Below are 20,062 nucleotides of genomic sequence, written 5' to 3' on the forward strand. Positions count from 1 at the left end.
GGGCCGGCCCGAACTCAGTCGTCGTCCACCGCGCCGTACACGCCCTCGGCGCCGATGCCGTCCTCCAGCATCAGCCGGGCGCGGGCGCGCAGCTTCTCGGTCTCGCTCTTCAGCTGGCCGCAGGCGGCCAGGATGTCCCGGCCCCGCGGGGTGCGCACCGGCGAGGCGTAGCCGGCATTGAACACGATCTCGGAGAAGCGCTCGATCCGCTCCCAATCCGAGCATTCGTAGGACGAGCCGGGCCAGGGATTGAACGGAATCAGGTTGATCTTGGCCGGGATGCCCTTGAGCAGCCGCACGAGCTCGCGCGCCTCGGCATCCGAGTCGTTCACGCCCTTGAGCATCACGTATTCGAAGGTGATGCGCCGGGCGTTCGAGACGCCCGGGTAGTTCCGGCAGGCGTCGAGGAGCTCGCGGATCGGATATTTGCGGTTGAGCGGAACCAGGACGTTGCGCAGGTCGTCGCGCACCGCATGCAGCGAGATCGCCAGCATCGCGTTCGCGTCGATGCCGAGCCGCTCGAATTGCGGCACCACGCCCGAGGTCGAGACGGTGATGCGGCGGCGCGAGAGGCCGAGGCCCTCGTTGTCGCTCATCACGCCGATCGCGTCGATGACGTTGTCGACGTTGTAGAGCGGCTCGCCCATGCCCATGAAGACGACGTTGGAGACGAAGCGCGAGCCGTCGACGGGCACGAAGGTGCCCTTGGGCGGGCTCTGGCCGGGCCAGTCGCCGAGCCGGTCGCGGGCGACGACGAGCTGCGCGGTGATCTCCTGGGCCGACAGGTTGCGCACGAGGCGCTGCGTGCCGGTGTGGCAGAACGAGCAGGTCAGGGTGCAGCCGACCTGGGACGAGACGCAGAGCGTGCCGCGGTCGTTCGCCGGGATATAGACGCACTCGATCTCGGCGCCGCGATTGTGGTCGTGGCGGCCGGTCGGCGGCATGCGCAGCAGCCACTTGCGGGTGCCGTCGCGCGAGACCTGCTCGCTTACCACCTCGGGCCGGTCGAGGGTGTAGACCTGCTCAAGCTCGGCCTTCAGCGCCTTGCCGACATTGGTCATGGCCTCGAAGGAGGAGGCGCCGCGCACGTTGATCCAGTGCCAGAGCTGGCCGGTGCGCATGCGCTGCTCGCGCTCGGGCACGCCGATCGCCGCGAGGCGCTCGCGCAGCGCGTTGCGCGTCAGGCCGACCAGGGACGGCCGGCCCGTCGCCACCATCGCCTCGGGGCGCACCTCGGGCGTCTTCTCGATGAGGGGAGAGGAACCGGCGCGGCGCTCGGGCCGCGCGGTGTCGAGGGACGCCGTCGCCATCAGGAAACCTTCGGCAGGAAATCTCTGGAATGCAGGTTTCCGTCGATATAGGCGCTTTGCGGCCGAAACGCGAATACGGGGAAGTCGCCCCCTACTTGCACTCCTCGCGGGTGCGCTTGAGCGCGTCCCCGAACCCGTCGAGGCTGTACTCGTCGGTCGAGGCGTTGCCCCGCTGCGAGACGGCCTTCACGATGACCTTCTTGCCCCGGTTCATCTCGTTGACGACGCGGCCTTCCTCGGCCGGGTTCTGCAGCCACGCATTCGTGCCCTTCACCACCAGGGCGTAGCGGGCGGCGCCGATGGCGAGCGACGGGTCGTTGGCCGCCGAGGGCGTGGGCACGGCGGCGTTGGCGGCCGCGGTCTCGGTGCCGGCCCCCGTCTGGTTGCTGCCGGGCTTCGGCGCGAAGCCCATCATCAGGGCGATCTCGTTCGACACCCGCTCGCCCTTTCGCACGGTCACGAACAGGTAGGCGGCGTCTCGCTTGAGGCTCTTCGGCAGGCGGGCCTGGGGCTGGCTGATCGCGTAGCAGATCCGGCTCCTGCCTTCGCCGGCCGCGAAGACGTTCCAGGATCCGAAGCTGCCGATCGGGCTCGCCTGCAGGTTCGGCGGCGCCGAGGCCTCGGGCTTGGCCTTTGGCCTGGCGAGGGCCGGAGCGGCCGCGAGGAGGGAGAGGGCGAGGACGGGAAGGAGGGCGCGACTCATACGGGGATCCTACGCATCATTCCGCGGTGTGTCCTGCGGTTCGCAGAAGGATGGAGGCGAAATCAAGGGCCCGATGTGGCGGCGGCGGTGCTTGCGCCCGTTCGGTCCCCGCCCGCGACCGGAAACCCGGGCCGTGTATTCCGGGAAGGCGTTGGCGAATTGCTGCAGTGCAGGAATGACCCCGACCGGCGCTTGAGGCATGGTCCCGCCGCGATCCCCCGGAGCGGATACCGCATGACAGCCCTGCCCGAGACCATCCCGGTGCGCGAGGCGCATCGCTTCCCCACCGCAGCGCTGGAGGCCTTCCTGGCCGGGCAGGGGCAGGGACGCCTCACCGACCTGCGGCAGATGCGGGGCGGACAATCGAACCCGACCTTCCTGATCGTGACGGAGACGGGCGAATACGTGCTGCGCAAGCAGCCGCCCGGCAAGCTGCTGCCCTCCGCCCACGCGGTCGACCGGGAGTTCCGGGTCCTACAGGCCCTGTCCCGCACCGACGTGCCAGTGCCCCGGGCGGTCGCCTTCTGCGCCGACCCGGCGGTGATCGGCACGCCCTTCTATCTGATGGAGCGGCTGCAGGGCCGGGTGTTCTGGGACCCGGCCCTGCCGGAGCTTCCCCGCGAGGAGCGCGCGCCGATCTACTTCGCCATGAACGAGGCGCTGGCGCGCCTGCACCGTGTCGATCCGGCGGCCATCGGCCTCTCGGATTTCGGCCGGGCGGGAAATTATTTCCGCCGCCAGATCGAGCGTTGGTCGGGCCAGTGGGCGGCCTCGAAGACCCGCGAGAACCCGGCGATCGACCATCTCGCCGCCTGGCTTCCCGCCCATATCCCGGAGGATGACGAGACCCGGATCTGCCACGGCGATTTCCGGCTTGACAACATGATCTTCCACCCAAGCGAGGCGCGGGTGATCGGCATCATCGACTGGGAACTGGCGACGCTCGGGCATCCGCTCGCCGACCTCGCCTATAACTGCATCGCCTACAATACCGACCCGACGGTCTATCGCGGCATCCGCGGGCGCGACCTCGACGCGCTCGGCATCCCGAGCCAGGAGGCCTATGTGCGCCGCTACTGCGAGCGCACCGGGCGCCGCGACGGCATCACGTCCTTCCACCTCGCCTTCGCGCTGTTCCGCCTCGCGGTGATCCTCGAAGGCGTGCTCGCCCGCGCCAAGGCCGGCAACGCATCGAGCGCGGATGCGAGCGAGAAGGGGGCGCTCGGGATCGCGCTCGCCGAGCGCGGCTGGGAACTGGCGCGGGGCTGAGACCCGGCGCCTCGTCCGGCGAAGCGGGATTCGCGCGTCGGACGATGCCCTAGGCGGCGGCGCTGCCCTTGCGGCTGAGCCGCCGCCGCAGGCGGTTGACGCCGTAGATCGTCGCGAGCCGCAGGCGGGCGGTGCGCACCGGCGCGTCGACCCGCTCGGCCTGAGCCTCGGCGATGATCCGCAAGGCTTCCGCGACGGAACGTTCGAGCTCGGTCTCTTCCGAAGCGGCCGCTTGGCGCTCCTGCATCGGATCACTCCCCGTATTCTTGCTTGGGTTGCGACCTGACCAGCCGATTCGGGCGAGGGCGGGGCTGGAGCGTGACCCTTCCGCAACGATCCAGTGGGAAATCGGAGGCGCCGAAGTCGAAACCGACGTGCCTGGAAGCCGCTCCTCAACTCATGCTGAGGTGCAGGCGATCGAAGATCGCACGGAGCACCTCAGCATGAGGGCCGGGGTTGGCCGCCATGGGAGGGAGCGCTCAGTCAGCCGGTTTCGTCCGTCGGGGTCGGCCCGGCCGGCAGCGAACTCAATCCGCATCCCGCGTGCCGTCCTCCACTTCCAGCCCGACGGCGTCGAGATCGTCCTCGGGCTCGTGGGAATCGAGTCCGGACGCCTCCGCGAGATTGCGGGCGGCCCGGCGCAGGAGCTTGCGCAGGCGCCGCTTCTCCTTGTTGTCGAAGCCGTCGAGCATCTCGGCCTCGACCTCGTCCCAGATCCGGTCGATCGCGGCGGCCTTGGCGAGGCCCGCCTCGGTGAGGCGCACGCGCACGATGCGGCCGTCCGCGGCCTCGGTCCGGCGCTCGACGAAGCCGAGGGCGGCAAGACGCGTCACGGTCTTGGAGGCGGTGGGCGGCCGCACCCGCAGGGTCGCCGCGAGGTCGCCCATGGTCATGGTGCCCGCCGCGGCGAGCACCTGGACCACCTGTTCCTGTCCGGCGAAGAGGTTGAGGGCGGCGAGCCGGTCGCCGATCCGCGCGCGGTGCATGCGGGCCGCCTGCACCAGCGCCCAGCCGACGCTCTTGGCGCCGGGCGGGCGCAGCGCCTTCGAGGACTTGCGGCGCGGCGCCTCGTCGGCCTCCACCAGCATCGCCTGCTCGGCCGTTGCCATCCGATCCTTCCTTCTGCCGCAGAGGCCGCGCGGATGTCTCCGCCGCCGCGCATGAGACACTATACGGCCATCTGCCGCCGGGCCGTGACGGTCCGATGACAGATTGCGGCCGGCGCACGGCCGCGGTTCGGCGGGACGGTAGGCGAGGGCGCCGGGCCTCCTTATCTCAGGGCGTCGATCTGGAGGACCCTCATGCCGGCCCGCTCCTGGCAGGACCTGACCACCGCGGAGATCCGCGCCCGCCCGCTGCACCGCGCCATCGCCGTCCTGCCCGTGGCGGCGGTGGAGCAGCACGGGCCGCACCTGCCGCTCGGCACCGACGTGATCATCGCCGAGGGCTACCTCGCCCGCATGCGCGCCCTGGTGCCGGAGGACCTCGAGGTTCTCCTCCTGCCGGTCCAGGCGGTGGGCAAGTCCGACGAGCATCTGAGCTTTCCCGGCACGCTGACCCTCTCCGGTCCGACGGCGCTCGCCGCCTGGGTCGAGATCGGCACCGCGGTGCACCGCGCCGGATGCCGCAAGCTCGTCATCGTCACCTCGCATGGCGGCAACAGCGCGCTGATCGACCTCGTCGCCCTCGAATTGCGCCGCAGCTGCGGGCTCGTCGCGGTCACCACGGCGTGGAGCCGGTTCGGCTACCCGCCCGGGCTGTTTCCGCCGGAGGAGGTGCGTCACGGCATCCATGGCGGCGCCGTCGAGACGGCCCTGATGCTGGCCCTTCGCCCCGACCTCGTGCGCCGCGACGAGCTGCGGGACTTCATGCCGCGCAGCCGCGCGATGGAGCGGGATTTCACCCATCTGCGGGCGGGGCGCCCCGCCGCCTTCGCGTGGCTCGCCGAGGACCTCAACCCGTCCGGCGCGATCGGCGACGCGACGCTCGCTACCCTCGATGCCGGCGAGGCCGCCCTCGCGCATGGCGCGCGCGCCTTCGTCGAGCTGCTGCGCGATGTCGACCGCTTCAGCCTGACCGGGACGCCCTCCCGGTCGGCGGAGTGATACACTATATCATTCGCTCCTCTGCCGCCCCGTACCGGCGGTCCAGCCCCTCAGGTTTGCCGTATGTCGGACAAGATCCCCGTCACCGTGCTCACCGGCTATCTCGGCGCCGGCAAGACCACGCTTCTCAACCGCATCCTCACCGAGCCGCACGGCAAGCGCTACGCCGTGATCGTCAACGAGTTCGGCGAGATCGGCATCGACAACGACCTCGTGGTCGGGGCCGACGAGGAAGTGTTCGAGATGAACAACGGCTGCATCTGCTGCACCGTGCGCGGCGACCTGATCCGCATCATGGACGGCCTGATGAAGCGGAGGGGCAAGTTCGACGCGATCATCGTCGAAACGACCGGCCTCGCCGATCCGGCTCCCGTCGCCCAGACCTTCTTCGTCGATCAGGACGTCGGCGAGGCGGCGCGCCTCGACGCGGTGGTGACCGTGGCGGATGCCAAGTGGCTGTCCGAGCGCCTCAAGGACGCGCCCGAGGCGAAGAACCAGATCGCCTTTGCGGACGTGATCCTGCTCAACAAGGCCGACCTCGTCGACGAGGCCGGGCTCGCCGCGGTCGAGCGCCAGATCCGGGCGATCAATCCCTCCGCCGTCATCCACCGCACGGTGCAGTGCAACCTGCCCCTCGATGCGGTGCTCGACCGCAAGGCCTTCGACCTCGACCGGATCATGACCGTCGAGCCGGAATTCCTGGAGGAGGGCCACCACCATCACCATTCCGACGACATCCAGTCGGTCTCGGCGCGGCTGCCCGGCGCGGTCGATCCCAACAAGTTCATGCCCTGGATCTCGGACCTCACGCAGGTGCAGGGGCCGGACATCCTGCGCTGCAAGGGCATCGTCAGCTTCCCCGACGAGCCGCGCCGCTTCGTGTTCCAGGGCGTGCACATGATCCTCGACGGCGACCTGCAGGGCGAGTGGCCGGCGGGCGATCCGCGCGAGTCCCGCGTGGTCTTCATCGGCCGCAATCTCGATCCGGAGAAGATCCGCAAGGGTTTCGAGGCCACGAAGGCATGATCCGTCGGGCGGCGCTGGACCGATAGGGCCGGATTCCTCCCGCGCCCGGCCAGCGGGCTCGCCTGTCTGCCCGCGCTGAGCTAGACCGGATCATGGTCGGGCGGCGCGGGCCGCCATCCCGCGCGGGGGCCGGTCATGGCGGGGGTCAAGGAGAAGGCGGCGGAGGGGCAGGGGCGCCTGATGCCGCTTCTCGTCGCGGCGGTGTGCCTGGGGCTGCTCGGGCTGCCGGTCGCCGTCTGGTTCGATCTCAGCGCCCTGACCGAGCAGATGCTGCGCCAGCAGGCGAACGAGACCGGGCGCCTGATCAACGACGTGCGCGGCTTCTATGCCACCGAGGTGGTCGACCGGGTGCTGAAGGCCGACCGTCCGGTCTCGGTCACGCACGATTTCCGCACCACGCCCGGCGCGATCCCGATCCCCGCGACGCTGTCGATCGAGCTCGGCCGGCGCATCAGCGACCGCGACGGGGCGATGCGCTACCGCTTCGTCTCCGACCTGCCGTTCCGCAATCGGGAGGCCCAGACCCTCGATACCTTCCAGCGCGGGGCCCTCGACGCGTTGCGCGCCGCCCATCCGGAGGCCCGCAAGCCCGTGGTCGAGGTCACGGGCTCGATCTTCGACCGGCAGGTGCGGATCGCGAGTCCGATCGTGATGGGGCCGGTCTGCGTCGCCTGCCACAACAGCCACCCGTTGAGCCCCAAGAACGACTGGGCGGTGGGCGACGTGCGCGGCATCCAGGAGATCGCGATCCGCCAGCCCATCGAGGCGAACATCTTCGCCTTCAAGTTCCTGCTCGCCTACCTCGTGCTGGCGGCCAGCGCGGGCCTCGCCGTGATCCTGCTGCAGGGCCGCCAAGCGCGGCTGATCCGCGCCATGAACCGCGAACTCGCCACCGCCAACGACTTCCTGGCCTCGATCTCGCTCAAGATCGCCAAGTACCTGCCGCCGCAGATCTACCGCCGCATCTTCAGCGGCGAGAAGGACGTGGTGGTGCAGACCGAGCGCAAGAAGCTCACCATCTTCTTCTCGGACATCAAGGACTTCACCGCCTCGACGGAGCGGCTGCAGCCCGAGGAGCTGACGGCCCTCCTCAACGAATACTTCACGGAGATGGCCGCCATCGCCGAGCGGCACGGCGGCACGATCGACAAGTTCATCGGCGACGCGATGCTGGTGTTCTTCGGCGATCCCGAGACGCTCGGCGTCAAGGGCGACGCCCGGGCCTGCCTCGCCATGGCGGTGGAGATGCAGCGGCGCCTGGAGCAGCTCAACGCGGCATGGCGGCGGCGCGGCATCGAGATCCCGTTCCGCGCCCGCATGGGCATCAACACGGGCTATTGCAACGTCGGCAATTTCGGCAGCGACGACCGCATGGACTACACGATCATCGGGGCGGAGGCGAACCTCGCCGCGCGCCTCCAGATGATCGCCGAGCCCGGCGGCATCATGCTGAGCTTCGAGACCTACGCGCAGGTGCGCGACGTCGTGCGGGCGACGCCGCAGCCGCCGATCCGCATGAAGGGAATCAGCCGCGAGATCGTGCCCTACGCGGTCGAGGGGCTGGCCGGGGACCTCGCGGCCGACGCGACCGTGATCTCGGAGCACGCCGCCGGGCTCGACCTGTTCATCGATCTCGGGGCGCTCGACGACGCGGCGGCCGAGCGGGCGCGCCGCCGCCTCGCGGAGGCCCTTCAGGCCCTCGATGCGCGCGGCGCCCGGCCGAGCGCGGCCTAGGCAGGGTGGCGGGGCCGCGCCACGCTGCTTGGATTGCTTCGATTCCGCATCCTTCGCCGAAGTGTCTCACGGTCCGGCGAAGGATGCCTGGAGAAGGATGCTTGGCGCGCTCGGGCGGAAGCGGCTGACCGCCGCGGCGATCCCGAGGTCAGCGGACCGTGACCTGGTCCTTGATGCGCTCGAACGCCGCCCGGCTGAGGACGCGCTTCGACACGAGTTCCTGCGGCGAGCCATAGGGGCGTCGGGCGATGATCGCCTTGCCGATGAGGCCGCCGCCGCGCAGACCGTTGAGCTCGGCGAGCGTGGCGGTGTTGAGATCGATGCCGCTGGCGGCGGGCGCCGCGGCCTGAGACGGCTCCTCCGGGGGCGGGCCTGCGTCCGGCATGGGCTCCGGCTCCGCCGCCGCGACGGGCGGTGGGAAGACCGGTGGGGACGCGGGCGGTGCCGGATCGGCCCGGGCCTCGGTGACCGGCGCAACGGGGTCCGGGACCGGCGGACGCGAGCGCGCCTCGCCCCCGTCGGGACCCGGATAGACCAAGCGCACCGGATCCGGATCGTCGCCGGGCGAGGCCGTGGGCTGCGGGACCGCCGGAGGGGAGGGCGCCGCCGCAGAGGCCACGACCCTGGGCGGCTGGGACAGCGGATCGGATGCGGCGAGCCGGCCGGTGAGGGATTGCCAAATCCCCGCAAGGCCCGCTGCCAGGACCACGATGACGAAAGCGCGCGTGATGGCTGAACCGGTCAGCATGGCGAGAGATCCGAGCATTGGATCTTCAGAAACTCTCGATGACCGTGTCATTTTAGTGACGCGGTGCCGGGGTGTCTGGCGGCCTTAAGCGCAGCCGGAGGATTCCGGCATCGCCCGTCAGGTCTCGTCCGCGTCGAGGTGACGCCCCTCATGCGAGAGGTGGAGGTAGTTCTGGTTGAACAGCACCACCCGCTCGAACGACTCCAGCTTGTGGATGGTCAGTTCCCGCCCGCCGAGGGTGATGAAGCCGGTGCTGCGGAGTTCCTGCAGGGTGCGGTTCACGTGGACCACGGAGAGGCCGATCGTGTCGGCGATCTCGGCCTGGGTGAGGGGCAGGTCGCAGCTGCTGCCGCGGGTGAGCCCGAGGACCCGCATCCGCACGAACAGCTCGCACAGGAGGTGGCCCAGGCGTTCGAAGGCCGTGCGCTGCCCGACATTGACCGTCCATTCCCGCTGAATCGAGGCTGCGGTCAGGGCATCCCAGCAGAGGGCCTGCATCAGGCGCGGATGGGCCATGAGGAGCTGCTCCGCGGCGTCGAGCGGGATCTCGGCCAGCGTGACGGCGGTGATGGTCCCGATCGAATGGTCCATCTCGCGCAGGATCGGCGCGCCGATGTCGCAGACATCGCCTGGAAGCAGGTAGGCGACGATCTGCCGGCGGCCATCCTCCAAGGTCTTGTAGCGGCAAGCCCATCCATCGAGCACCAGATTGATGAATTGAGGCACGTCTCCTTCGTGGATGATGTCGTCCCGCGCACGGACTCGCCGCGTCCGAAGCCGCGCGAGCGCATCGAGCGACTCCTTCTCCTCTGACGAGAGGCGAGTGTAATGCTCGAGCTTGCGGATCAGATATTGAGCCAAAGCGTGACCGATCCCGAGGAGCACAGCAGAGTTTGGCCGGAAACGCTCGGGTTCGGATCTACATAAGTTAGCTCGTCGGCCAGAGCGCCGCATCTCGGGACGGCTCTTCCGGCTGAGGCATGGTGGCCGAGACGCAGGTGGTCCGCCCGCCGATCCCTGAGCTGCGCGAGTGTTGCGGCCCGATCACAAGGGCGGTGGAACCGAAAGCTCGGCCGCAGACGAGGGATTGTGATCCGCGCCGGGATTGGCAGGGTTGAAGCCAGAGGCGGCGTACAGTCCCGAGGACCCCATGACATCACAGAATTCGCCTGCGATGTGGCACGGGTCGGCCACGGCACTGCCCGGGTATGGTGCGACCAGAGCCTGCCCGTCAGGCGGCGATCGACTGGCCGATGCCTTGGCTCCGGGGCTGCAGGCCGCCTTCGGAGGCTGTCTCGCGGAGGCGCTCCCCTGCGAACTCGCGGAGAGCCTCGCCGAACTCCTGGTGCGGCTCGACGGCGAGCCCGCCTCCCACGCCCGAGATCACAACCCGCGTCGTTAAGAGTCCCATGACCGAACCCGCTCCTGAACCGACCCGCATCCTCACCTTCCCCCAGGCGGTTCCCGCCGCGCCCGCGGACGAGAACACGGCCTCGATGATCGAGGTGCTGCAGGAACAGCTGCGGCTCGCGCGCGAGGGCAAGCTGCGCTCGGTCGCCGTCGTCTCGGTTTCCTCGGACGGGGCATCGATCGGGACGCAATGGTCCTGCACCCATGGGGATATTTCGAGCCTGATCGGCAAGCTCACGGTGCTCGCCCACGACATGATGGCTGCCCGCAAGTAACGCCCCGACACGGGCGCGGCGTCACCCGTTGCGGAGGCGCCGCGCATTCGCCCGCACCCGCCGGCGAGCGGTGCCGCCAGCCGGAACCAGGGTCCTGTCAGCGCGGCGACCTCATGGAATAGCCCCCTGCGGCAGCGTGAACCCGTTCGGCAGGCGCGGCGGGGAGTCCGCCTGATCGGCTTTCGAATTCGCTTTCGGCTTCGGCGCCGCAGCCCGTTTCGGCGCTTCCGCCTTCGGGGCCTTGGCCACCGCAACCTTGGGGGCATCGCCGCAGCTGCGGAACTGCAGCGCGGCGAGGACGCCCGCTCCGTCATCCTCCAGGATGCGCAGGGTGGCGGGCAGGCCGTCAATGCTCTCGCCCCACCGGATCGCGGCGCCGCTCTGCGCCTCCAGGCTCGCTGGCGCGGCGCCGCGGCGCAGCGTGTCGAGATCCGGCCCGTAGGCGGTCGCGGCTTTGCCGCGGATCACCACCTGAAGCACCTGCAACTCGTCCGGCGTGAGCGGGCGCAGGGGGTTCTCCCGCCTCAGCGTCCCCCGGCGCGTGACCCAGAGGGCGAAGCCCTTGCCGCCGGCGTATTGCGCCGCCTGCCCGCCGCAGGCGATGGGCGCGGGCGCCTGAGCCCAAGCTGCCTGAGCCCAAGCTGCCTGAGCCCAAGCCGCGCCGACGCCTACCAGCAGGGCGGCGAGCCCGAGCCGCAGCCTCACCGGGCGCCTCTCTCGCCGCGGGGAGCCGGTCCGCGCTCGGACGGGTCATGGTCGATCACCAGGGGGCCTCCCCGCATCGGCGGCCGTGGGCCCTCGATCCGCACCGGGTCCGGCGAGACTGGCATGCCGTCCGAGGTCACCTCCAGCGAGGGGGCGGTGCGGTCGACGGGGCTCTTCGGCCGGGGCCCGATCGCGTCGTAGAGCTCGTCCCCGCGTTCCTCCAGCAGTTCCTCCCGCGGCAGCCGCAGGGGCGGGCGCCGGTCCGCCGCGTGGACGATCAGCAGGACGATTCCGACTGCGAGGATCACGGCCGCGACGGCCAGGAACACGACCATATCCACTCTGCCCGAGGCTGCCCCGCCTGCCGTCCGCGCTGAATTCCGTCTCGGAGAGGACGGTGAGGCGTCGCCGCCTCGGCGAACGACGGATCCTCGGTTCCCGCCCGATCTACCCGAAGGCGAATCCGGATTCCACTTCCTCCGGGCGTCGAGCCGGTCGGAGGCGGGGCCTCAATCGACCAGGAAGCCCGCATGCCGCAGGTCCGCCTCGACGGCCCTAAACAGGTCGTCCTCCGGATTCCCCGCGGCGCTCACCGCCTCGTCCGGCTCGACCGGCCGCGACGCGGCCTCGCCGTGGGGGCACGGGCCCGGCCCGGTCCAGGCAAGGGGAGCACGGGCCGGTTCGAGAACGGCGGCAATGGACGTCATGCGGTATACCCCCGTTCCGCGCATCGGACCGAATCGCCGCGGCGTCGGACTATGTTAACGCTTCTTCTTGTCTTGCGGGCAATCTCGGCCGAAGAGCGGCCGGCCCGCTCGGGCGGAACGGACCTTGCGTCGCCGCAGGCCGCGCCCCGCCTTCGCTGCGACGAGTGATGCCCCAAATGATGCCCCAAGTGATGCCAATCCACCGGACCGAGGACAGCTCCGATCCGCACGCCGCTCCGGGGAGCCTGGAGGCGGCTCTGCTGCAGCTCGTGGAGCAGGTGCGCCAGCAGGCGAGCGAGGATCCCTTCCGCAACCCGGTCCTCACCGTGGCCCTGGCGATCAGCCGCCGGATGGACCGGGGGGAGGTGACGGAGGGCGATCTCGACGGGTTGTTCCGCAGCCTGCGGCTCCAGGCCCTCGAGGATCGGGCTGCGCGCCTGCGCGCCTATGTGGGCTTGAGCGAGGAGGCAGGCGACGATCTCGGGCGGGCGGTGCCGCTCGTCTTCGGCGAGACGGCGGACGACTTCGAGGCCGTGCGGGCCCGCATCGGGCGGCCGCGCTTCGCGGCGGTGTTCACGGCCCATCCGACCTTCGGCATGCCGAAGGCGGTGGCCCATCTGCTCGCGGAGGCCGCCTCGACGCCCTCGCCCGAGGCCCGCCGCGGGCTGCTGACCGAGGCCGCCGCCCTGTCGTCGCGGCCCGACCCGGTCATCACCCTCAACGACGAGTTCGAGCAGGCCCGCTTCTCGGTGCAGCACGGGCGCGCCGCCCTCGACGGCCTCAACGAGGCGCTGCTGCGCGCCGCACGCGAGCGCTGGCCGGACCGTTGGCTCGAACTCGTGCCCCAGCCCGTCGTGATCGCCTCGTGGGTGGGCTGCGACACGGACGGGCGCACCGATATCGGCTGGTGGGACACCCTGCGCTACCGGCTCGAATCGAAGCGGACGCAGATCGAGCGCGTGCTGGCCCAGCTGCCGGACGATCCCGCGGCGGTGCCCGTGCGCCGTCTCGCCGAGGCGGCGCGCGATGCCGTCTCGCGCCAGCTCGCCGTCGCGCCCAAGCTCGGGGACGATCCGAGCCTGGAGGCGGTCCACCGATTCGCGCTCGCGCTCATCATCGAGCGCGACCGCGCCCAGACCGAGGCGGGGCCGCTCATCGCCGCCCTCGACGCGGCGATCGCGGGCGCGGCCGATGACGAGTCGCGGCTCAAGCTCTGCGTGCTGCGCGCCGGCTGCGCCGCCCACGGGCTCCAGAACGGGCTGCCGCATTTCCGGCTCAACGCCACGCAGGTCCACAACGCGGTGCGCCGCACCCTCGACCGGGACGGCGATCCGACCGATCCGGCGCAGCGCCGCTCGCATCTCGCCTCCATCAACGCGCTGCTCGACCGGGTCGAGGCGGTGCCGGTGGATTTCGGCGCGCTCGCCGCCGAGCGGGCCTCCGCCGCCCGGCTGATGATGACGGTCGCCCAGATCCTCAAGCACGTGGACGGCACCCATCCGGTCCGCTTCCTGATCGCCGAGACCGAGACCGGCTACACGCTGCTCGCCGCCCTCTGGCTCGCCGAGCATTTCGGCATCGGCGACAAGGTCGAGATCACGCCGCTGTTCGAGACCGCCTCGGCCCTCGAGCAGGGCGTCCATGTGATCGAGGACGCGCTGCGCTCGGCCCATTGGCGGCGCTACCTGCGGCGGATCGGCCGGCTCGTCCTGCAGTTCGGCTATTCGGATTCCGGGCGCTATGTCGGGCAGCTCGCCGCCACCTTCTGGATCGAGCGGCTGCGCCTGCGCATTACCGAGATGATGGTGCAGAACGGGCTCTCGGACATCGAGCTCGTCATCTTCGACACGCATGGCGAATCGATCGGCCGCGGCGCCCATCCGGCCAGCCTCAAGGACCGCCTCGCCTACCTCGCGCCGAGCCACGCCCGGCGCCGCAACCGCGAGGCCGGGGTCAAGGCGCGGCTCGAATCGAGCTTCCAGGGGACGGACGGCTATCTGCTGTTCGGCTCAGGGCCCCTCGCGCGGGCGACGGTCCTGCGCATCGTCGAGCACGTCTTCGCACCCGGCGATCCGCCCGACGATCCGATCTACGCCGAGCCCGACTTCGCCACCGAGTTCTTCACCGGCGCGCGCCAGGACATGGAGAGCCTGGTCGACGATCCCGGCTACGCCGCCTTGCTCGGGACGTTCGGCCCGAACCTGATCGACCGCACCGGCTCGCGGCCGGTGGCGCGCCAGTCCGATGCCGGCGGGCCGGTCGCCATCACCCATCCGCGCCAGATCCGGGCGATCCCCAACAACGCGATCCTGCAGCAGCTCGGCTTCCTGGCGAATTCGATGCACGGCATCGGCCACGCAGCCGCCCGTGCGCCGGACCTGTTTCGCGACATGCGCGCCCAGTCCGATCGCTTCGGCCGCGCCTTCAGCCTCGTCCAGCACGCCGCCGCGGTGAGCGACCTCGACGTGCTGCGCGCCTATGTGGAGACGCTCGATCCCGGCATGTGGCTGGAGCGGGCGCGGCGGGCCACGAGGGATGGGCGCCGGGAGGAGATCATCGCCATCGCGGCGGCGCTCGACCGGCTCGACCTCGCGCCGCGCCTGCGCCGCCTGTTCGGGCGCCTCACGCACGACCACCTGATGCTGCATTCCGTGGCCCCCGATCTCGGCACCATGAGCCTGCGCCTCACGCTGCTCCACGCCCTGCGGCTCGCCCTGATCCACCGGATCTGGTTCCTGGCCGTCCACATCCCGGGCTTCCGGCCCCAGGCCGGGATCACCCGCGAGATCCTGATCGAGCGCATCCTGCGCCTCGACGTGGCGAGCTGCCTCAAGGCGCTGGACGAGATCTTCCCGGTGGCGCCCGACCCGACGCTCGGCCTCAATTTCGGCGAGCCGCCCGGCCCGCGCGGCGTCGGCACCTACGAGACCGAGCACCGCACCCTGTTCGAGCCGATCGGGCGGCTCTTCGCCCTGGTGCGCGAGATCAGCGGCATGATCCAGCACGAAATCGGGTCATTCGGATAAGGCTCCCGGCCGAAATCCGTAAGCCCCGTGAGCCGACGAGAGACCCCGTGCCGGACCTGACCAGTGTCGTCCAGGAGATCGCCGAGGAGATGCGCGAGCGCCCCGATCGGGGCGAGGTCGCGACCTACATTCCCGAACTCGCCCGCGCCGATCCGAAAGCCTTCGGTCTGGTGGTGATCGATGCGGATGGACAGGTCGCGGCGGCCGGCGACAGCGACGTGCCCTTCTCGATTCAGAGCATCTCGAAGGTGTTCACCCTCACGCTCGCGCTCGGCATGGTCGGCGACCGGCTGTGGCGGCGCGTCGGGCGCGAGCCGTCGGGAAGCCCCTTCAACTCCATCGTCCAGCTGGAATACGAGCGCGGCATTCCCCGCAACCCGTTCATCAATGCCGGGGCGATCGCCGTGACCGACCTGATCCTGTCGCGGCACCAGCCCCGCGAGGCGCTCGGCGAAATCCTGCGCTTCATGCAATTCCTGGCGCAGGATTCCTCGATCGCCATCGACGAGGCGGTGGCGGCCTCGGAGCTGCGGACGGGTTTTCGCAATGCGGCGCTCGCCAATTTCATGAAGGCGCACGGGGTGATCGACAATCCGGTCGAGTACACGCTCGGCGTCTATTTCCACCATTGCGCCATCGCGATGACCTGCCGGCAACTCGCCGAGGCCGGGCGGTTCCTCGCCCATTCGGGCCGCAACCCCTCGACGGGGCATCTGGTGGTGCAGCCGGAGCGGGCGCGCCGCATCAACGCGGTCATGCTCACTTGCGGCCATTACGACGGGTCGGGCGAATTCGCCTTCCGGGTCGGCCTGCCGGGCAAGAGCGGGGTCGGCGGGGGCATCCTGGCGGTCGCGCCGGGCCGGGCCTCCATCGCCGTCTGGTCGCCAGGCCTCGATGCCTCGGGCAATTCCCATCTCGGGCGCATCGCCCTCGAAAGGCTTACGAAGCGGCTCGGCTGGTCGATCTTCGGCCAATGACGCCGTGAGGGCGGGGTCGGTCCTTCGGGCCCGCCTCGCCCTCGTGAGGCGTCTTGGGCGGGTCACGGCTTGCGCGAGCGTTCCGCGTCCTGGATGGCGGCGTCGTGATACCAGCCGCTCCCGAAGGCCGCATCGGCGAAGCGGTAGGCGCTGCGCTCGGTGGAGGTGGTCTCCGGCCGACGGCCGCCCTGGTCGGTCCGGCCCCTCACGGGGAACTGGTAGATCTTGGCCGTTTCTCGACGGGGTGCAGTCGTCATCAACCCTGTCTCCTGATCTCGGCTGCGCGTTCGAGCGCCACATGCCTCGCCGATATAGCAGTGCCTGCGCATCCCTTGCACGGTCTGCTGCGAATAAAATCAGGGAATGCTCACAATATGTGCAGAAAGGGGCTTGCCAGTTCAGTCGGCATTATTGCAGCGCGGCATGCACGGCCGGATTGCCGACGCCGCATGCCTTTTGGTCAGGCGCGGCCCGGTGAACTGCGCGACTTCAAGCATCGCGCGCACGTGGTGGCGATATTCCGCGTTCGCACCGACGCGCAGGCGGCGATTTGGTTCCCGGCGGCGGGGATTTTCTTGCAGGGCGATGCCGGGCGGCGGCTGGAGGCCGGGCGCAGGCAGGATCGCCAGCTGCCCTTGGCACGGGCCATGCTTTAGCTCGCTCGCCTTGGTTGGCAAGGTAACTGGCAGCACCGCCTCAAGCTCCGCATGGTTCCATGACGAGAGGCTCGAAATGACAAAGTACAAACTCGAATATATTTGGCTTGACGGGTACACGCCTGTACCGAACCTCCGGGGCAAGACGCAGATCAAAGAATTTGACAGCTTCCCGTCGCTGGAACAGCTGCCATTGTGGGGTTTCGACGGAAGCTCGACCAAGCAGGCCGAGGGCTCGAGCTCGGATTGCGTGCTGAAGCCGGTTCGGGTGTTCCCGGATGCGGCGCGCACCAACGGCGTGCTCGTCCTCTGCGAAGTCATGATGCCGGACGGCAAGACCCCGCATCCGTCCAACACGCGCGCGACCATCCTCGATGACGAGGGCGCGTGGTTCGGCTTCGAGCAGGAATACTTCTTCTACAAGGACGGCCGTCCGCTCGGCTTCCCGGCTTCCGGCTATCCGGCGCCGCAGGGCCCGTACTACACGGGCGTCGGCTACAAGAATGTCGGCGACATCGCCCGCCAGATCGTCGAGGAGCACCTCGACCTCTGCCTCGCCGCCGGCATCAACCACGAGGGCATCAACGCCGAGGTGGCGAAGGGCCAGTGGGAGTTCCAGATCTTCGGCAAGGGCTCCAAGAAGGCCGCCGACGAGATCTGGATGGCGCGCTACCTGCTGCTCCGCCTCTGCGAGAAGTACGGTGTGGACATCGAGTTCCACTGCAAGCCGCTCGGCGACACCGACTGGAACGGGTCGGGCATGCACTGCAACTTCTCGACGAAGTTCATGCGCGAAATCGGCGGCAAGGCGTATTTCGAACGGCTGATGGCCGCCTTCGATGCCGCCCGCGAGGACCACATCGCGGTCTACGGCCCGGACAACCACATGCGGCTGACCGGCAAGCACGAGACGGCCTCGATCCACACCTTCAGCTACGGCGTGGCCGATCGCGGCGCCTCGATCCGCGTGCCCCACAGCTTCGTGAACAACGGCTACAAGGGCTACCTTGAGGATCGCCGTCCGAACTCCCAGGGCGACCCCTACCAGATCGCCTCGCAGGTGCTGAAGACGATCTCCTCCGTGCCGACGGATTCCGACGTCTCGGCTGCGGCGTAAGGCCCGACGACACCTGAGAAACGCGGCGGGGACGGCCCATCCCCGCCGCGTTTCTTTTTGCGTGCACGGGGCTGAGAGCCTGGCAGGGTCTCGGTTGTCGATCGGCCATCCGTCCGGGCGGAGAACCGGTGCCCCATCGGCGGGACATCCTCCCGGCGCAGGAAAGCGCCCGCCGCAGCGGGGGCTGGGCGGGCGAAAGGGAGGTCTCCGTCTCGTGAGAGCCGGACCGACCAGAGCATGGTCGCTGCGGCGCCGCATCATCCATTTGGGGGATGGATCGAGGGATGAGCGCGGGACACGCACAAATTTCAGCGAGCCCCGGTCACATCAACTTGATCGTGTCCTTGCGGCTCTGGGCCCGGGCCTGGAGGCGCCGTCGCCGCGCGGCGATAATGGTGCCGTTGATCTCTCCGCCGAACAGGAACATGGCGGCGAGCCAGTAGAGGAAGACGAGGAAGACCATCGCGGTCGCGAGGCCGCCATAGGTCGAGACGTAGGCGCCCGAGAAACGGTCGAGATACATCCCGAAGCCGAGGCCGGCTAGCACCCACATGCCGAGCGTCACCGCGACCCCCGGCAGCACCATGTGCCAGGGACGCCGCCCGGCCGCGATGAACTTGTGGGCGATCACCAGCACGAGCGCGATCAGGAGGGCGGTGAGGAACACCCGCACCACCGCGATGGTGAGCCCGAGCGGTTCGAGCCCCGGCGCCACCAGGATCAGCCCGCGCCACATCAGCGGCCCCAGCACCACCAGGAAGGTGAAGGCCAGCATCGCGAAGGCGGCGCAGATCACGTAGCCGATCGATTCGAGACGGGTCAGCCACCAGGGCCGCACCTCGCGCAACCCATAGGCCCGGTTGAGCCCGACCCGCAGGCTCTCGACGCCGCTCGACGAGAAGTAAAGGGCGAGCAGCGCGCCGACGGTGAGGAGCCCGCCGCGCTGCTCGGTGAGCACCCGGTGGACCTCCGTCGCGACCGGCCCTGCCACCTCGCTCGGCCAGACCTCGAACAGCAGGTTGCTGGCCTCGTCGGCGAGCGACTTGGAGCCGAAGACGCTCGCCAGCGCCGTGAGCAGGATCAGGAACGGGAACAGCGAGGTCAGCAGCGAGAGCGCGATGTGGCTCGCGATCGCCCAGCCGTCATGCGCGACGAAGCGCTGGGCCGCGATGGCGGCGATCTCGAAGGCGGTGCGGATGCGCATGTCGGCTCCGGCTTCTACACCGGGTCAAGCCCGGGGCGGGAGCGGAATCCGGGGGCCTTAAGCCATGCACGCGAAGCGCAAGCCCGATGCCGATGGCGGCGGTTGCGCAGCGGCAACGCGCGTGCTGCCTGCGCGGGCAGAATGATGAAGCACGCGCCAGATTCCTCAGCTCTTGCCGCGCGACTCGCCCCGGCCCTGTTCGTCGTCATCTGGGCGACGGGCTTCGTGGTGGCGCGCCTCGTGGCGCCGCATGCCGAGCCGCTGACCTTCCTGTCCCTGCGCTTCCTCTGCACGGTCGCGCTGCTCGCCGGCGTGGCGCTGCTCGCCGGGGCGCGCTGGCCCGCGGGCTGGCGCGGCTGGCGCGACGCGCTCGTCGCCGGGATCCTGATGCAGGGCCTCTACCTCGACGGCGTGTTCTGGGCGGTGAGTCGCGGCCTGCCGGCGGGCATCGCCGCGCTGGTCACGAGCCTGCAGCCGCTCCTGACCGCAATGGTGGCGGGGCCGCTCCTCGGCGAGCGGGTCTCAGGCCGCCGCTGGCTCGGCATCGGCCTCGGTTTCCTGGGGGCCGGGCTGGTGCTCGCCCCCAAGCTCGGCGCGGCGGCGGATGCGATCCCGCTCTCGGCCCTCGGCGTCTGCATTGCCGCCACCGTCGCGATCACCCTCGGCACGCTGTGGCAGAAGCGCACGGCCGCGGCCGTGGACCTGCGCACCAATGCGGCGGTGCAGTTCCTGGGCGCCGCGCTGATGACGCTGCCGCTGGCCCTTCTCCTCGAAGAGGGCCGCTTCGATGCGTCGCCGCCGGCGCTGGCCGGGCTCGCGTGGTCGGTGCTGGGATTGTCGGTCGGCGGGATCCTGATCCTGCTCTGGCTGATCCGGCGGGGGGCAGTCGCGGGCGTCGCCGCTTTGTTCTACCTCGTGCCGCCGGTCTCCGCCGCCATGGCCTTCGGACTGTTCGGGGAGGTGCTCGGCCCCGTCCAGGTCCTCGGGATGATCGTCGCGGCGGCGGGCGTCGCCGTCGCGAGCCGGGGCTGAGTGAACCCCCGAAAGGTCGGGCAGACGCAAGGGGACGCGGCCCTCTACAAGCCGTCGC

Annotated in this window: 22 protein-coding genes; 10 read left to right on the plus strand and 12 right to left on the minus strand. The window is 70.0% G+C overall.

The features are described 5' to 3' along the window. Positions 1-14 precede the first annotated feature (14 nt). Positions 15-1,310 (minus strand): dual-specificity RNA methyltransferase RlmN, encoded by a 1,296-nt coding sequence (gene rlmN, locus MNOD_RS21140; RefSeq protein WP_015930994.1) that lies wholly within the window; start codon positions 1,308-1,310, stop codon positions 15-17. Positions 1,311-1,401: 91 nt separating this feature from the next. After that, a complete protein-coding gene (locus MNOD_RS21145) occupies positions 1,402-2,013 on the minus strand; it encodes an invasion associated locus B family protein (RefSeq protein WP_015930995.1) in 612 nt (203 codons plus the stop codon). 234 nt (positions 2,014-2,247) lie between these two features. On the opposite strand from MNOD_RS21145, the gene MNOD_RS21150 reads away from it, so the two are divergent. Continuing rightward, the gene (locus tag MNOD_RS21150) at positions 2,248-3,282 is read left to right on the plus strand and encodes a phosphotransferase (protein WP_015930996.1); all 1,035 of its coding nucleotides are present in this window, start codon (positions 2,248-2,250) and stop codon (positions 3,280-3,282) included. Between the two features lie 49 nt (positions 3,283-3,331). On the opposite strand, the gene MNOD_RS21155 is transcribed toward MNOD_RS21150, so the two are convergent. Continuing rightward, positions 3,332-3,529: a hypothetical protein gene (locus MNOD_RS21155; protein ID WP_015930997.1), complete on the minus strand. Its 198-nt coding sequence runs from the start codon at positions 3,527-3,529 to the stop codon at positions 3,332-3,334. A gap of 280 nt (positions 3,530-3,809) precedes the next feature. After that, the gene (locus MNOD_RS21160) at positions 3,810-4,391 is read right to left on the minus strand and encodes a MarR family winged helix-turn-helix transcriptional regulator (RefSeq protein WP_015930998.1); all 582 of its coding nucleotides are present in this window, start codon (positions 4,389-4,391) and stop codon (positions 3,810-3,812) included. Between the two features lie 192 nt (positions 4,392-4,583). On the opposite strand from MNOD_RS21160, the gene MNOD_RS21165 reads away from it, so the two are divergent. From MNOD_RS21165 to MNOD_RS21175, 3 genes are all read left to right on the plus strand, one after another. Beyond that, entirely contained in the window at positions 4,584-5,387 is an 804-nt protein-coding gene (locus tag MNOD_RS21165; RefSeq protein ID WP_015930999.1) for a creatininase family protein, read from the plus strand. Between the two features lie 63 nt (positions 5,388-5,450). Beyond that, positions 5,451-6,413, plus strand: coding sequence for a CobW family GTP-binding protein (locus MNOD_RS21170; protein WP_015931000.1), 963 nt, complete (start codon positions 5,451-5,453; stop codon positions 6,411-6,413). A 135-nt stretch (positions 6,414-6,548) separates the two neighbouring features. Next, entirely contained in the window at positions 6,549-8,147 is a 1,599-nt protein-coding gene (locus tag MNOD_RS21175; RefSeq protein WP_015931001.1) for an adenylate/guanylate cyclase domain-containing protein, read from the plus strand. A 148-nt stretch (positions 8,148-8,295) separates the two neighbouring features. Here the strand turns inward: MNOD_RS21175 and MNOD_RS21180 are convergent, their stop codons facing one another. From MNOD_RS21180 to MNOD_RS47005, 3 genes are all read right to left on the minus strand, one after another. Beyond that, positions 8,296-8,895 carry a helix-hairpin-helix domain-containing protein gene (locus MNOD_RS21180; RefSeq protein WP_015931002.1) on the minus strand — a complete coding sequence of 200 codons (600 nt, stop codon included), beginning with the start codon at positions 8,893-8,895 and terminating at the stop codon, positions 8,296-8,298. A gap of 117 nt (positions 8,896-9,012) precedes the next feature. Beyond that, positions 9,013-9,756 carry a Crp/Fnr family transcriptional regulator gene (locus MNOD_RS21185; protein WP_043749173.1) on the minus strand — a complete coding sequence of 248 codons (744 nt, stop codon included), beginning with the start codon at positions 9,754-9,756 and terminating at the stop codon, positions 9,013-9,015. A 370-nt stretch (positions 9,757-10,126) separates the two neighbouring features. Beyond that, on the minus strand, positions 10,127-10,306 hold the full coding sequence (locus tag MNOD_RS47005; protein ID WP_043749175.1) for a hypothetical protein: 180 nt from the start codon (positions 10,304-10,306) through the stop codon (positions 10,127-10,129). Here MNOD_RS47005 and MNOD_RS21195 point away from each other — a divergent pair. Beyond that, a complete protein-coding gene (locus MNOD_RS21195; protein WP_015931005.1) occupies positions 10,305-10,580 on the plus strand; it encodes a hypothetical protein in 276 nt (91 codons plus the stop codon). The genes MNOD_RS47005 and MNOD_RS21195 overlap by 2 nt on opposite strands. A gap of 111 nt (positions 10,581-10,691) precedes the next feature. On the opposite strand, the gene MNOD_RS21200 is transcribed toward MNOD_RS21195, so the two are convergent. From MNOD_RS21200 to MNOD_RS21210, 3 genes are all read right to left on the minus strand, one after another. After that, positions 10,692-11,285 carry a hypothetical protein gene (locus tag MNOD_RS21200; protein WP_015931006.1) on the minus strand — a complete coding sequence of 198 codons (594 nt, stop codon included), beginning with the start codon at positions 11,283-11,285 and terminating at the stop codon, positions 10,692-10,694. Beyond that, positions 11,282-11,620 carry a hypothetical protein gene (locus MNOD_RS21205; RefSeq protein WP_015931007.1) on the minus strand — a complete coding sequence of 113 codons (339 nt, stop codon included), beginning with the start codon at positions 11,618-11,620 and terminating at the stop codon, positions 11,282-11,284. Before MNOD_RS21205 ends, MNOD_RS21200 begins: the two co-directional genes overlap by 4 nt. Positions 11,621-11,794: 174 nt before the next feature. Further along, complete coding sequence (locus tag MNOD_RS21210; RefSeq protein ID WP_015931008.1) at positions 11,795-11,992, minus strand: hypothetical protein; 198 nt, start codon at positions 11,990-11,992, stop codon at positions 11,795-11,797. Between the two features lie 167 nt (positions 11,993-12,159). On the opposite strand from MNOD_RS21210, the gene MNOD_RS21215 reads away from it, so the two are divergent. Both MNOD_RS21215 and MNOD_RS21220 read left to right on the plus strand, forming a co-directional pair. Then, the gene (locus MNOD_RS21215) at positions 12,160-15,018 is read left to right on the plus strand and encodes a phosphoenolpyruvate carboxylase (protein WP_425277485.1); all 2,859 of its coding nucleotides are present in this window, start codon (positions 12,160-12,162) and stop codon (positions 15,016-15,018) included. 47 nt (positions 15,019-15,065) lie between these two features. Continuing rightward, positions 15,066-15,995: a glutaminase gene (locus MNOD_RS21220; protein WP_015931010.1), complete on the plus strand. Its 930-nt coding sequence runs from the start codon at positions 15,066-15,068 to the stop codon at positions 15,993-15,995. A 62-nt stretch (positions 15,996-16,057) separates the two neighbouring features. On the opposite strand, the gene MNOD_RS21225 is transcribed toward MNOD_RS21220, so the two are convergent. Beyond that, the gene (locus tag MNOD_RS21225; RefSeq protein ID WP_015931011.1) at positions 16,058-16,252 is read right to left on the minus strand and encodes a DUF2735 domain-containing protein; all 195 of its coding nucleotides are present in this window, start codon (positions 16,250-16,252) and stop codon (positions 16,058-16,060) included. Positions 16,253-16,444: 192 nt separating this feature from the next. On the opposite strand from MNOD_RS21225, the gene MNOD_RS21230 reads away from it, so the two are divergent. Both MNOD_RS21230 and MNOD_RS21235 read left to right on the plus strand, forming a co-directional pair. Then, positions 16,445-16,651, plus strand: a complete 207-nt coding sequence (locus MNOD_RS21230) for a hypothetical protein (RefSeq protein WP_015931012.1) — start codon at positions 16,445-16,447, stop codon at positions 16,649-16,651. 76 nt (positions 16,652-16,727) lie between these two features. Further along, positions 16,728-17,768, plus strand: coding sequence for a glutamine synthetase beta-grasp domain-containing protein (locus tag MNOD_RS21235; protein ID WP_015931013.1), 1,041 nt, complete (start codon positions 16,728-16,730; stop codon positions 17,766-17,768). Between the two features lie 322 nt (positions 17,769-18,090). On the opposite strand, the gene MNOD_RS21240 is transcribed toward MNOD_RS21235, so the two are convergent. Beyond that, positions 18,091-18,972 carry a YihY/virulence factor BrkB family protein gene (locus MNOD_RS21240; protein ID WP_015931015.1) on the minus strand — a complete coding sequence of 294 codons (882 nt, stop codon included), beginning with the start codon at positions 18,970-18,972 and terminating at the stop codon, positions 18,091-18,093. Positions 18,973-19,116: 144 nt separating this feature from the next. Between MNOD_RS21240 and MNOD_RS21245 the strand changes: the two genes are divergently transcribed. Further along, positions 19,117-20,004, plus strand: a complete 888-nt coding sequence (locus MNOD_RS21245; protein WP_085984990.1) for a DMT family transporter — start codon at positions 19,117-19,119, stop codon at positions 20,002-20,004. Positions 20,005-20,062: the final 58 nt, after the last annotated feature.

Source organism: Methylobacterium nodulans ORS 2060 (assembly GCF_000022085.1).
Taxonomy (GTDB): Bacteria; Pseudomonadota; Alphaproteobacteria; order Rhizobiales; family Beijerinckiaceae; genus Methylobacterium; species Methylobacterium nodulans.